This window comes from Pseudomonadota bacterium (genome assembly GCA_030860485.1).
GTDB lineage: Bacteria > Pseudomonadota > Gammaproteobacteria > JACCXJ01 > JACCXJ01 > JACCXJ01.
Window position 1 is genome coordinate 1 of sequence record JALZID010000347.1, and the last position, 12941, is coordinate 12941.

14 protein-coding genes are annotated in these 12941 nt (G+C 64.3%); 10 read left to right on the forward strand and 4 right to left on the reverse strand.

Going from position 1 to position 12941, the window contains the following annotated elements:
• The 3 genes from M3461_21570 to aat form a co-directional block, all read right to left on the reverse strand.
• The coding region (locus M3461_21570) for a translation initiation factor IF-1 (protein ID MDQ3776748.1) at positions 1 to 123 on the reverse strand (123 nt) is incomplete at its 3' end.
• A 176-nt stretch (positions 124 to 299) separates the two neighbouring features.
• Positions 300 to 1034 (reverse strand): arginyltransferase, encoded by a 735-nt coding sequence (locus M3461_21575; protein ID MDQ3776749.1) that lies wholly within the window; start codon positions 1032 to 1034, stop codon positions 300 to 302.
• The gene (gene aat, locus M3461_21580) at positions 1031 to 1762 is read right to left on the reverse strand and encodes a leucyl/phenylalanyl-tRNA--protein transferase (GenBank protein ID MDQ3776750.1); all 732 of its coding nucleotides are present in this window, start codon (positions 1760 to 1762) and stop codon (positions 1031 to 1033) included. The genes M3461_21575 and aat overlap by 4 nt, the downstream gene beginning before the upstream one ends.
• 149 nt (positions 1763 to 1911) lie before the next feature.
• Between aat and M3461_21585 the strand changes: the two genes are divergently transcribed.
• From M3461_21585 to M3461_21625, 9 genes are all read left to right on the forward strand, one after another.
• On the forward strand, positions 1912 to 3054 hold the full coding sequence (locus M3461_21585) for a DegT/DnrJ/EryC1/StrS family aminotransferase (protein MDQ3776751.1): 1143 nt from the start codon (positions 1912 to 1914) through the stop codon (positions 3052 to 3054).
• 112 nt (positions 3055 to 3166) lie between these two features.
• On the forward strand, positions 3167 to 4279 hold the full coding sequence (gene gcvT, locus M3461_21590; protein MDQ3776752.1) for a glycine cleavage system aminomethyltransferase GcvT: 1113 nt from the start codon (positions 3167 to 3169) through the stop codon (positions 4277 to 4279).
• A 38-nt stretch (positions 4280 to 4317) separates the two neighbouring features.
• Positions 4318 to 4710: a glycine cleavage system protein GcvH gene (gene gcvH, locus M3461_21595; protein ID MDQ3776753.1), complete on the forward strand. Its 393-nt coding sequence runs from the start codon at positions 4318 to 4320 to the stop codon at positions 4708 to 4710.
• A 50-nt stretch (positions 4711 to 4760) separates the two neighbouring features.
• Positions 4761 to 5264, forward strand: coding sequence for a thiol peroxidase (gene tpx / locus M3461_21600; protein MDQ3776754.1), 504 nt, complete (start codon positions 4761 to 4763; stop codon positions 5262 to 5264).
• Between the two features lie 277 nt (positions 5265 to 5541).
• Positions 5542 to 5940 (forward strand): hypothetical protein, encoded by a 399-nt coding sequence (locus M3461_21605; protein MDQ3776755.1) that lies wholly within the window; start codon positions 5542 to 5544, stop codon positions 5938 to 5940.
• Positions 5941 to 6140: 200 nt separating this feature from the next.
• Positions 6141 to 6713: a nitroreductase gene (locus M3461_21610; GenBank protein MDQ3776756.1), complete on the forward strand. Its 573-nt coding sequence runs from the start codon at positions 6141 to 6143 to the stop codon at positions 6711 to 6713.
• Positions 6714 to 6740: 27 nt separating this feature from the next.
• Entirely contained in the window at positions 6741 to 6989 is a 249-nt protein-coding gene (locus M3461_21615) for a hypothetical protein (protein ID MDQ3776757.1), read from the forward strand.
• Positions 6990 to 7450: 461 nt separating this feature from the next.
• The gene (locus M3461_21620; protein ID MDQ3776758.1) at positions 7451 to 9577 is read left to right on the forward strand and encodes a glycosyltransferase; all 2127 of its coding nucleotides are present in this window, start codon (positions 7451 to 7453) and stop codon (positions 9575 to 9577) included.
• Positions 9578 to 9609: 32 nt separating this feature from the next.
• Complete coding sequence (locus M3461_21625) at positions 9610 to 11088, forward strand: glycoside hydrolase family 130 protein (protein MDQ3776759.1); 1479 nt, start codon at positions 9610 to 9612, stop codon at positions 11086 to 11088.
• Between the two features lie 192 nt (positions 11089 to 11280).
• Here the strand turns inward: M3461_21625 and M3461_21630 are convergent, their stop codons facing one another.
• Complete coding sequence (locus M3461_21630) at positions 11281 to 11592, reverse strand: phosphomannose isomerase type II C-terminal cupin domain (protein ID MDQ3776760.1); 312 nt, start codon at positions 11590 to 11592, stop codon at positions 11281 to 11283.
• 891 nt (positions 11593 to 12483) lie between these two features.
• On the opposite strand from M3461_21630, the gene M3461_21635 reads away from it, so the two are divergent.
• A complete protein-coding gene (locus tag M3461_21635) occupies positions 12484 to 12816 on the forward strand; it encodes an MASE1 domain-containing protein (protein MDQ3776761.1) in 333 nt (110 codons plus the stop codon).
• Positions 12817 to 12941: the final 125 nt, after the last annotated feature.

Sequence of the window (12941 nt, forward strand, 5' to 3'; positions counted from 1 at the left end):
GCGCATCTTTCCGGAGATATGGGCCGTGACGATGTGGCCGTTGGCGAGCTGGACCCTGAACGTGGTATTGGGCAAGGTCTCAATGACCTTGCCTTCCATCTCGATGTGTTCTTCCCTTGCCATCGCCCCCAATCTACGTGTCGCACCCGGCTCGGCCGCGATGGGGGTAGAGTCGGGCAATCGACCGGCACCGGCCTGTGACGGCGGGTGTCGGGCTTGCGGGTATCGGCATAGGGGTTCTAGATGATCGGGTTTGGCGGGGCGCATTGTGCCTGAAAGCCGGCCGGCCCGCAAAGGGATCAGCGGCCGGCGCTGACCGTCCGCGCGCGCTCCCAGCGGCCGCCCACGTAGTATTCCAGGGGTTGATACTCGTTCTTGTAGCGCATCTTACGGCATCCCGCGATCCAGTATCCGAGATACAGCCACGCGAGCCCGTGGGCCCTGGCCTCCTGGATCTCGTGCAGGATGGCGTAGCGACCGAGGCTCCGTTCCCGGCACGCCGGGTCGTAGAAAGTATAGACGGCCGATAAGGCGTGCTCCAGGCGATCCACGACGGCGATTGCCAGGAGCAGATCCCCGAGCCGGAACTCGTAGAACAGCGTCTCTGCCCAGGGCGCCGTAAGAAAATCCATGAAACCCTCGGGACTCGGGTCGTCCATCCCGCCATGGGGGTGGCGCGCCCACAGGTAGCGCCGGTACAGATCGAAGTATTCGGCGCGAAATCCGGCCCGGCCCGGAACGACGTGCAGATCACGATTGCCGTCCCAGGTGCGGCGCTGGTTGCGGCGGGGACGGAACTCCTGGACCGGGATGCGGACAGGGATGCAGGCCTGACAGCCCGGACAGCTCGGCCGGTAGAGATGTGCCCCGCTGCGCCGGAAGCCCTGCTCCGACAGAAGCGAGTACAGCCCGCGATCCTTGGGCAGCGCCGGATCGGCGAATAACGTGGCGGCCTTACGCGGCGGCAGGTAACTGCAGACGTGTGGCGGGGTCGTATAGAAGGCCGCGCGCGAGCCGGCGAACGCTTCGGTCACGGTGTGTCTTTCCAGGCGCTCGCGCTGACGTCCGATGCGCACAAGCGTTCGATCCGGGCCAGGAACTCCCGGCGCGGCACGAGCGTGGCCCCGAGCCGCGCCAGGTGGTTGTTACGGACCTGGCAGTCGGTGAGCCGGTAGCCCCAGGCCGTCAGGTACCGCATCAGATGGAAGAGGCACACCTTGGAGGCATCGGTGATGCGGCTGAACATGGACTCGCCGAAGAACACCTGGCCGATGGCGACGCCATAGAGTCCCCCGACCAGCCGTTCTTCCTGCCAGGCCTCGACCGAGTGTGCATGCCCGTGGTGGTGCAGTCCGACATAGGCCTCGATCATCGCCTCGTTGAGCCACGTGCCCCCGCCATGTTGACCCCCGCCATCTTGATACAGGGGGCCACGTGGCTCCGAGCAGGCCCGAATGACACGAGCGAAATCGCGGTCCAAAGTGATCTCGAAGGCGCCGTGCCGGAGCGTGCGCTTGAGGCTCCGCGAGGGGGCGAAGCGCTCGGGGTAGAACACGCAGCGCGGATCGGGAGACCACCACAGGATCGGCTGGCCTTCCTCGTACCACGGGAAGATCCCGAGGCGGTAGGCGCAGAGCAGGCGCTCGGTACTCAGATCGCCCCCGAGCGCCAGGAGCCCCTCGGGCTGTTCCAGGGCCAGCGCCGGGTCCGGAAACCCCGGGGTGAGCCGCCTCGACGAGAGGCACAAGAGCGGGCTAGTCATCCCCGGCGCTCTCGAAACGAACGCGGGGCGAGTCCAAACCGGGCATGGTATCGCATACTTGAATTATAGCGAGCGGCCGGTACAGGCGGGCCCCCGCGGTCGCCCCCGTGCGGATTGACGGGCTGCGGTCTGGGCACTTAAGGTGAGCGATGGCTGGCGCCGCGCCTATCCCTTTCATCGACCTCGGCGCGCAACAGCGCCGCATCCGGGTCCGCCTCGAGCGGGCCATCGCCAGGGTGCTCGCGCACGGCCAGTACATCCACGGTCCCGAGGTCGCCGAGCTCGAAGGACGACTGGCCGGGTTTTGCGGTGCGCGGCACACCGTGGCGTGCGCGAGCGGGACCGAGGCCCTGCTGCTCTCGCTCATGGCCCTCGGGATCGGGCCTGGCCAGGCGGTCTTCGTTCCCTCCTTCACCTTTGTCGCGACCGCGGAGGCCGTGGCCCTGCTCGGGGCCACGCCCTTCTTCGTGGACGTCGGCGACGACGATTTCCTGTTCGATCCCGAGGGGCTTGCCCCGGCGATCGACGAAGCGCGCCGCCTGGGCCTGGAACCGCGGGCGGTGATCCCGGTGGACCTATACGGCCACCCGGCGGACTACCGCGCCATCGAGGCCGTGGCCATGTCCCAGGGGCTTTGCGTCATCGCCGATGCGGCGCAGGGCTTCGGCGGGGCCCGCGACGGCCGGAGGGTCGGGACGCTCGCCGGGTTCACCGCGACGAGCTTTTTCCCGGCCAAGCCGCTCGGCTGTTACGGGGATGGCGGCGCCATCTTTACCGATGACCCCGAGAGGGTCGCGGTGCTCACGTCGCTCCGCGTCCATGGCCAAGGCGCGGATCGATACGACAACGTTCGCGTGGGCATCAACGGTCGGCTCGACACCTTGCAGGCGGCCATCCTCATCGAAAAGCTCGCGATATTCGAGGACGAGATCGCAGCGCGCAACCGCGTCGCTGTGCGTTACTCCGAGGGCTTGCGGGACGTGGCAGAGACGCCGTGCGTGGTCCCCGGTGCGGTGAGCGCGTGGGCCCAGTACACCGTCAGACTCAAACACCGGGACGCCGTCGCCGCGGCCCTCAAGACGCGCCAAGTGCCGACGGCCATCCACTATCCCAAGCCCTTGCATCTGCAAAGCGCGTATCTCGGGTTTCCGCGTCCCTCGGGAGGCCTGCCGGTAGCGGAACGCCTGGCCGGTGAGGTGTTGAGCCTGCCGATGCATCCCTACCTGGAACCGCTGGTCCAAGACCGGATCATCTCCGCGGTCCGGGACGCGATCCGAGAACAGGGCACCTAGCCGCCTGTGCCCCGATCGGTGGTCGGGTGGGGGTGGCTCGACAGTGGATCGGGATCGTATCGCCTTGATTTTTGCCCTTTCGGGCATGATCATCCGTTGAGACCGTGCTGCCATGACCTGCAAGACGCCACTCTACGCCCTCCATCTCGACCTCGGCGGCCGTATGGTAGAGTTTGCCGGTTGGTCCCTGCCGGTGCACTACGGCTCGCAGGTCGAGGAGCACCTGGCGGTGCGCCGGGCCGCCGGGATGTTCGATGTCTCGCATATGATGATCACGGATGTGGAGGGACCCGACGCCGCGGCCTTGCTGAGCTGGCTCCTGGCCAACGAGACGGGGCGGCTGCGAACCCCGGGGCAGGGGCTCTACTCCTGTCTCCTCAACGAGCGCGGCGGGGTCGTGGATGATACCGTCGTCTATGCCCGGGATGCGCAACGGTTCCGCATGGTGAGTAACGCCTCGACCCGTGACAAGGTCCTATCCTGGGTGGAGGGGCATGCCGCGGGGCGCGCGGCGCGGGTCGCGGAGCGGCGCGACCTCGCGATGATCGCCGTACAGGGCCCAGCGGCGCGCGAGCGCTGCTACCCCTTGCTACCGGCGGCACTGGCGGAAGCGGCGCGGGGTCTGAAACCGTATACGGCGTGTTTCACGGCGGACCGGTGCGTCGCCCGCACCGGCTATACCGGTGAGGATGGCTTCGAGATCATGGTCCCGGCCGGTGACGCGGTGGGCTTATGGGCGGGGCTTTACGAAAGCGGGGTGTCCGCTGTGGGCCTCGGCGCGCGAGACAGCCTGCGGCTGGAGGCGGGCATGAACCTCTACGGCGCCGATATGGATGAAAACATCTCGCCGCTGGAGTGCGGGCTCGCCGGCACCGTGGCCATGGGGCCTGATGGGCGTCGGTTCGTGGGTCGAGCGGCGCTGGAGGAACGGATCCGGGCCGGTGTGCGCGTCGCGCGCATCGGCCTGGTGTTGGCAGAGGGAGGCGTCCTCCGGGCGCATCAGCGTGTCGAGGCCGATGGCGCTGCGACTGGACGAGTCACGAGCGGCGGTTATTCGCCGGTGCTGCGAAAATCCATCGGCCTCGCCCGAATACCGGTCGGGGCCGCGCGAACGCTGCGGGTGGAGGTCAGGGGCAAGTGGCTCCCGGCCCAGGCGGTAAGACCCCCGTTCGTGCGTCATGGCCAATGTGCCATGCCGCACTCGGGTAACGGGGATCTACGTTGATAGGGGACCGGGGCTTTCGAACCTAGGGGGGATTGACGATGAGTCAGATACCGGAGGACGTGAAGTACACCACGAGCCACGAATGGGTGCGGGCCTTGAGTGACGGCACGGTGCAGGTCGGGATCTCCGATCATGCACAGGAGGCGCTGGGCGACATGGTGTTCGTTGAGGTGCCCGAGGCGGGCGGGGCCTACCCGGCGCGGGCCGAGTGCGCCGTGGTAGAGTCGGTCAAGGCGGCGTCGGATCTCTATTGCCCATTATCGGGGGAGGTGGTCGAGGTCAACACGGCGCTGGAACACGAGCCCGAGATCATCAACCGCGATCCCTATGGCGAGGGCTGGATCTTTCGCCTGAGACCGGACAACCCCGCCGATCTCGAACGCCTCCTCGATGCGGACGAGTACGCGGCGATCCTGGCGGAAGAGAAATAGCCAACCACGACCCGGATACCAATAACAGATTCGAATAACGGAGAGGATCCATGGCCACCATCACCTTGAAGGGCAATCCCATCCACACCAGCGGCAGCCTGCCGCCGATCGGTAGTCAGGCACCAGACTTTGTTCTGGTGGATGCCGCGCTCAATGACGTCACGCTCGCGACCTACGCCGGCAAGAAGAAGCTCCTCAACATCGTGCCGAGCCTCGATACCCCGGTGTGCGCGATGTCCACGCGGCGATTCAGCATGGCGGTGAATGACCATCCCCAGGCGGTCTTCCTCATGGTGTCCGCCGATCTGCCCTTCGCCATGAGCCGGTTCTGCAAGGCGGAGGGGACGGAAAACGTCATTTCTCTGTCGCTCATGCGCAGTCGGGATTTCGCCCGTGATTACGGGGTGCTGATCGACGACGGGCCGCTCGCGGGTATCACTGCTCGCGCCGTCATCGTCCTGGATGCCGCGGACAAGGTCATCTACACGCAGCTCGTGCCCGAGATCGCCCACGAGCCGGACTACGACATGGCGCTGGCCGCGCTGGGCGGATGAAGCGGATGAAGCTCAATGGGTGCGCTCCATTTTGAGCCGCTCCGGCACACGACTCGGACTGTGAAAAAATACCGTCGTAAGTCATCCGGGTGGTACGCGGACGCGGCACTAAAACCGAAGTGCATTGAAATACATGAGGATTTCGTGCGCGGCCCACGTTTGCGACGGCGAGCGCCGCGGGCTTTTCCAAAAGGCCCCCGGCGGCTCGGCGTAACCCGAAGGCATCGCTGGCACTTGGTATGCACATCTACTCCCCAAAGTGTTTTGGAGGTGTACGATGAATATACTGACCGCCACACCGATATCGAACGCGACCCTGCCGGCCGGGCGGCCCGAGCGTCTCTTGAGTCTGGCGGGCCTGCGGACACAAAACCGGCGCTATCGCGGCAGCGGCGGGGTGAGCGCGGAAAATCGCGGCGCTGGGTTCCGGCCCGCATTTCTGGACAGGCGGACCGGCCTGGTCTATCTCTCCCAGTTCCCTGACGGCAGTCCCGCACCGGTCCACCTCCTGGACGGTCTGCCACCCGAGTTGGTGGTGCAGCGCACCGCCGCCGGGCGCGTGACTGCCGTCCGCGACTCCGTGGTGGTCGGGTTCGTCACAGACGGTCGTTTTCTGACGCGCGACGAGGCCATGGCCAAGCTTGCGGAACGCGGGCGGGAGGTGCTATATGCCTAGGCAGATCGTTGCTATCGTAGCCGGCACATGTCTCCCCGCCGTTTTGCTTCTCCTCGTGTGCGCCATCAAGGGCATGCGCCGTTTTGGGGCCTTGGGGCTGTGGCTGGTCGGATGGGGCCTGGTTTTCGCCCACATGAAGCAGGTGTTCGTGATGCTGCATCCCCCGGCCGCGGAATGGCGGCGGGTTGAGGGCACGGTGCGTGGAAAACACCCCGCTTCCCCCGGCGTCGACCCTGACACGGCTGATCCGTTCACGCCGTACCGTCTACGCGTTTAGGTCCGAGCGAGCGCCGCGTGACGCGCTCGATCGGGCGCTGGACGCGGCGCGCTGGGCCCCCAATCATCGTCTCACCGAGCCATGGCGCTTTTACGTGCTTGGCCCCGAGACCGCCGAGGCGGTCTGTGCGCTCAACGCCCAACGGGTGGAGCGCAAGAAAGGTCAAAAGGCCGCGGCGGACAAGCTCGCCCGATGGCGCACGATGCCGGGCTGGGCCGTGGTGACCTGCCAGAACTCTCCCGATCCGATCCAGGCGCGCGAGGATTACGGCGCCTGCTGTTGCGCCGTCCAGAATCTCATGCTGTGCCTGTGGGCCGAGGGTATCGGGTCTAAGTGGAATACCGGAGGCGTCATCCGCGATCCCGGATTCTACGATCTGATATGGGCCGATCCCGCGGTGGAGACGGTGGTCGCGCTGTTGTGGTACGGTTATCCGGCCGAGGTGCCGATCACCCAGCGCAAAGCCCTCGCCGAGGTGTGTGTCGATCTACCCTGATCCGCGTCGTCACGCTCATGAGCAGACATGCGGCTGCACGGTGAAGGATTGTTCGCGGTAGTCCCCACCGGTGATGCCCAAGGCCCAGCACCGTTCCGGGTCATCCAGGGCGTGCGGCGCAGTTCACATGGGGTAGCGCCCCAGATACACCATGGCGCCGCAGCCGCGCCGGGCCAGGAGATGACCGAGATCGGCAACCACGCCGTCCGGCCCATCGATCTCGCGGGAGGCCAGTGCCCGAGAGCCCCTCGGCTATCCGTGGCGCGGCGCGTTTGACCCGGGACGCGCGATGTATGGGGACGTGCCCCGGCACGTTCGGCCGAGGCTCGGTGCCCATCTCCGAACGTGAGGACGCCCTGGCACCTCGAACGGCGCTTCCCGCCCTGGTGCGGGCCCCCCAATCACCGCCCAGTCTGTTCCACGAAACGTTACCGGTTGCAAAAGAGGCATTGAACGCCCTATCCTTGCCATATCACCACCGATTGAGTTCATCCGTTTGCCCATTGCGAAACCGCATTGACTTTTCGATGCTTCGCCGCTGAAGGAATGGCATGCCTATGATCCACCTCCAGGTCACTAATGCGCCGCGAGGACCAGGCGGCCGGCAGCAGTCGGAGAGGGACGATCGCCGGGTGAGATCCACCGAAGGCGATTTGCCGATCGCATTCGTCGGCACGTATCCACCACGGCGATGCGGTATCGCCACATTTACGCGGGACCTTGCCGAGGCGATGGCAATGGCTAGTGAAGGCATCTTCCCGACAACCCTTGCGATGACCGATCCGGGAGGGCAGTACGAGTATCTGGGAAACGTGCAGTATGAGATCCGTCAGGAAGTCAAGGGCGATTACGCTCGTGCCGCCGAGTTCGTCAACTACACCGACGTGCGCCTGGTGTCCCTTCAGCACGAGCACGGCATCTTCGGTGGCGATGACGGCACCTATATTCTCGACTTTGTAACTGCCTTGCGAGTTCCGGTGATCGCCACGCTGCACACCGTCCTCAAGCGTCCATCCGAATCCCAAAGAGCCATCGTCCAGGGGATGGCACGACAGTGTGCCGGCATCGTCGTGATGAGCAATGTCGCCGCAGAGCTCCTCGGTACCTCGTATGGGGTGCGGGGGCAGAAGATCCACGTTATTCCCCACGGAATTCCCGAGATGGAACCACGTGACCAGCAGCAACTGAAGGCGAAGTTCGGGGTATCGGGCCAACGAATGCTCCTGACCTTTGGCTTGCTGGGTCCCAACAAGGGCATCGAGACGGTGATCCGCGCGTTGCCGGCGGTGCTTGCAGCGTTTCCAGATCTCGTTTACTTCGTGGTCGGCCCAACCCACCCCATGATCCTCCGCCGGCACGGCGAGGCGTACCGGACGACCCTCGAGGCGGAGGCCAAACGGCTCGGCGTCCGGGAGCACGTCATATTTCAAGATCAGTTCGTGACGGCCGAAGAGCTGTGCAACTACCTTCAGGCCGCTGACATCTTCGTGAGTCCCTACCAGAACGAGGCCCAGGTTACCAGTGGCGCGTTGTCCTATGCCATGGGTGCCGGTGCGGCGGCGGTCTCGACCCCCTACTGGCATGCGCAGGAGCTCCTTGCGGCGGGGCGCGGGTCTCTCTTCCCGTTCGGCGATAGCGGTGCTTTGAGCAGGGTACTTATGTCGCTTCTGAATTCTCCTGCTGAACTGGACCGCGTGAGATCATCGGCTTACGAATTTACGCGGTCTATGGTCTGGCCGCGCATCGGGGAGGCGTATCTCGAACTGGGGAGGAGGGTGATGACAGAGACGCCCAGGATCCGGCCTCGCCCCAAGCCGACTCGGACCAGCCGCCTCCCGGAGCTGCGTCTCGATCACCTGTTGCGAATGACGGACGACACCGGGATCATCCAGCACGCCATGTACAGCGTTCCAGCCCGACAAACGGGTTACTGTGTCGATGACAACGCTCGGGCGCTCATAGTCGCGCTGCAAGCCGATCGCGTGAGCAGCTCGCCGGAGACCAAGCGACTCGTGACCACGTACCTCAGCTACCTGCGCTACGCGCAGACCGACGATGGCGGCTTCAGGAACCTGATGAGCTACGACCGGACCTTCGACTCTGATCCGGGTTCGGATGATTGCGTCGGGCGAGCGATTTGGGCGCTGGGGACCGGCGTTCGGCTGGCGACCGACGATGGCTGCAGGCTTCTGGCAAGAGAGATGTTCGAGCGGGCTTTGACCACGACCATGGACTACGGCCTGCGCGGGACCGCTTTCACCATGCTCGGTTTAGCGAACTTCCTGGGGGCGGAGCCAACTGCCACCACGGCGCGGGCCACCCTGGGCCGCTTGGCTAATAAACTTGTCAGATGTTACCAGCAGGAAGCTACCGACGATTGGCGTTGGTTCGAGCCGACGCTTACGTACGACAACGCATTAATTCCCTTGGCGCTCTTCAAGGCCTTCGTCGTAACGGGCAAGCGGGCAAGCCTGCGCGTTGCCCGCGAGGCGCTCGACTTCCTGGAGGAGGTATGTTTCAAGGATGGGCAGTTGGTCCTCGTGGGAAACGCCGGATGGTACTGCCGCGGGGGCACCAAGCCGGATGCGGATGAGCAAGCGATCGACGCCGCAGCGTTCGTGCTTGCCTTTCGCGGCGCCTATCTGGCCACCGGCGATCATCATTATCTCGGTCGTATGCGTGAAGCATTCGCCTGGTTCCTGGGCGCAAACCGGCTCGGGCTTCCTCTATACGACTTCGTCACCGCCGGGTGTCGCGATGGGCTCGAAGCCACGCAGCCGAACCAGAATGAAGGTGCCGAGAGCACTATCTGCTTTCTCTTGTCTCTCCTGGAAATGCTCGAGCTCGCCGGCGAAAGGCCTTGAGCACGCTGCCGGTTTCGAGGGAGAGACATAGGATGTCCCGAATCGCTGTTACGCGGACGAGTCACAGGCTCCTGCCGGACGCCCGCCGTGTGATCGCCAATCCGTACCTGCCAGCTCAGGAAATAATCCCCGGAGCCGATTCCCGGGCCGGACTGCTGATGCAGCGGATCTTGGAAATCCCAGAAGCGCAGGTTGCTGCGGTCCTGTCTGGGCTCGTGGCGGACTTTTCGTTCCGACACAAAGGGCTTGAAGAGGTCCTGCAGCGCCACTTCGATCTGGTCGCCCACCATCTCGGTCCGGCCAATCACCTCTCTCGCGAGCGACGCCTGCTCATAGGCGCCTATTTCACCCACGAGTACTCCGTCGAAGCCGCCGCGCTCTTCAACCCGTCGATCGTGCTTGCACCCGACCAGGGCAACCTCCGCATCGGTGAGCGGCGCTTCGTGATGAGTCTACGCGCGGTCGGCGAGGGACACATCTCATCCATCGAGTTCCGCTCCGGGGTGATCGACGCGGCCAGCAACCTGACCTTCGACCCGCTCGGACCACAACTCGTCACCGGCCGCCGTGCGTCTCCGATCTACGACAAACGGCAGTTTCGCACTACGCTGGCCGAGCTGGAAGCAGAAAACGAGATTGCCCGGGGCGTCCTGGACCGACTCTCGGACCGGTTCACGATCGCCGAGCTGGAGCGGTCTCTAGCCTTGCTGGAAGAGCGCGGCCCTCCTCATGCCATAATTTACGAGACCGAGAAGATCATCCGCATGCTCGCGTCCTCGAATTACGTCACGACCTTCCCTCCGGAATCGGCACTAACGGAACGCGTCATCTTTCCGGCCGGACCCCACGAGACGCGCGGTATGGAAGATGCGCGGTTTGTCCGTTTCATCGAGAGCGACGGCACCGTGAAATACTACGGGACCTATACGGCCTTCGATGGATTCAAGATACTTCCTCAGTTGATCGAGACTGAAGACTTCGTGTCGTTCACGATCTCGACGCTCAATGGCTCTGCTGCGCAGAATAAAGGCATGGCTTTGTTTCCACGCCAGATCGATGGAAAATACGTCATGCTGTCCCGCAAGGATCGCGAGAACCTCCACCTCGTCACATCGAGCGACGTGCGGCTTTGGAGCGATGTGACCGAGCTCCGTAGACCATCCAACCCGTGGGATCTCGTGCAGATCGGCAACTGCGGCTCGCCGCTGGAAACGGAGGCCGGGTGGCTGGTGCTCACGCATGGCGTGGGACCGATGAGACGTTACGCTATCGGGGCACTGCTCCTCGATCTCGAAGACCCCCGGCGCGTTCTCGGCCACCTCCGAGATCCGCTACTCATTCCGGATGCGACGGAGCGCGAGGGTTACGTGCCGAACGTTCTTTACTCTTGCGGTGCACTTATCAACGGCGACCAGCTGGTGCTTCCCTACGGATTTTCAGATTCCGGGATCGGCGTCGCGTTGATCCCGTTGGCGGATCTCCTGGCAGAGCTTAAAAGACACGAGCCCTGACCGCCTGAATTTCCACGAAGGGCGCCGGCCCTCGGGCAGGGGCAATTGTTATTGGTCCTTCTGTATGGGGTAGGTTCGCCGATAGGCGCCAGGCGTGCCGCGGGCGGGCGGCCGTCTTCCAACGACGACGCGCACCGGCTCGCCGTATAGGAATGCTCCGCGTGGTGATTGAGTACCTCGTGGACCGCACAGTCAAGCAGGGACACGCCCGAAATCATCCTGTAGTCTAACGATGTCATCCTCACCAAAGTAGCTGCCACGCTGGATCTCGATAAAGACCAGCATTTCGCCGCCCGGGTTTTCGACCCGGTGGGCTGCGCCGACGGGAATATCCACTGCGCCTCCGGGCGACAAGTCTATCTCGCGCCCGTCGAGGGTCACCCTGGCCATGCCTTGCACCACCATCCAATGTTCCGAGCGCTGCGCATGCTTTTGGTAGCTCAAGCGTTTACCCGGTAAGACCTCGATTCGTTTGACCTTATAGGTGTGGCCCTCGTCGAGCACGTGAAAGCTTCCCCACGGTCGACTATCGAATCGCGGGGCTAGATCAACGCTTTTAGATCGTTCCATACCGACGCCTCCTCACGTAAACAGGATGCTGATTATCGATGGCAAGACCGCCTACACGTTTAAGCAACGATCGCCGAAGGATAAAGGATAAGAACTTCAACGCGGTTTTGCAACAGGTCTGTTGGGTCGGAGGCGCCGGCCGGTGATCCGGGGGCCTGGCGCGGGGGCCGTAAGAGCCCGTTTGGGCCGATCCCGGCCAGTTTCGGGTGGCTTTTTGGGCCGGCGAGCGTCTCACTGCAGGGAGGCAGCTCTTTCTTTTTGGGGGAACACGGATACTCTCCGCGCGCACCGTTTTGCGGCGCGTGTCACACTTCAACCCAAACCGCTCCGCGATCTCGACTTCACTCCTACCGGCGTCGACGAACTCCTCGATCTCGGTCGACACCTCACCTCTTGATCAATCGATCCTTTGCGGCTACCCAACGCCGTAGACTACCTGCATGAGATCAGGGGGTTGAAGTATGCGGTTGGCCGGATGCCTACGGTCCGCCAACTAGCTCGCCAAGGCACGGCCGCTGCCAGTGGCGGGGCCACGGCGTCTGTCTCCGTGGAGCGCTGCAGGGCGCTTTTCGCAAGTCCGTCGGAGTAGGGTGTAGAATCGTAGTGCACAAATGGATGGTATTGTGGTTTGGCGTCAGCGCAAGAATCGGCCCCTGTGAACGTAGACCGGGTTACGCCGGGAGCTATGGCGCGGCCGCTTTGGCGAAAATGGTGGCTCCTGGTGCTGGCCATCGCGGCGGCCAACTTTGTTACCGGCCGGCTTGGGCTCATGCTCGCCCTGCCGCCGGGCTACGCCACGGCAGTGTTTCTCCCGCGGACATTGCCTTGGCTTGCCTGCTCTTGTATGGGGATCGCGTCTGGGTGGGGATCTGGCTCGGGGCATTCTGCGTATACCTGTCCCTCTTGGTCGATCTCGGGGTCGATCTCGGGGAGTCGGGACCGCTCAGGCTCACGGCGATCGCCGCCGCGATCGCGACCGGCTCTTCCGTCCAGGCGGTGTCGGGCGCGTGGCTCGTGCGGCGCTTCGTGGGCTTTCCGCATCCGCTCGACACGGAACGCGCCCTGGTCACGTTTCTCGGCCTCGGCGGACCCCTGAGCTGCGGCATCGCCGCTACGGTCGGGGCGAGCACCTTATGGCTGGCCGGCCTCGTTCCCTAGCCGCGCCGTCTCCGTCCAACCGATCCAGACGTCCCGGCATTCCACCCGCCTCGCGCAGGCGCTGTAGCTCAAGCCCCCGATCCAACCGTAACGCTCGCTTTGCACCAGATAGCGCAACTGCGCCC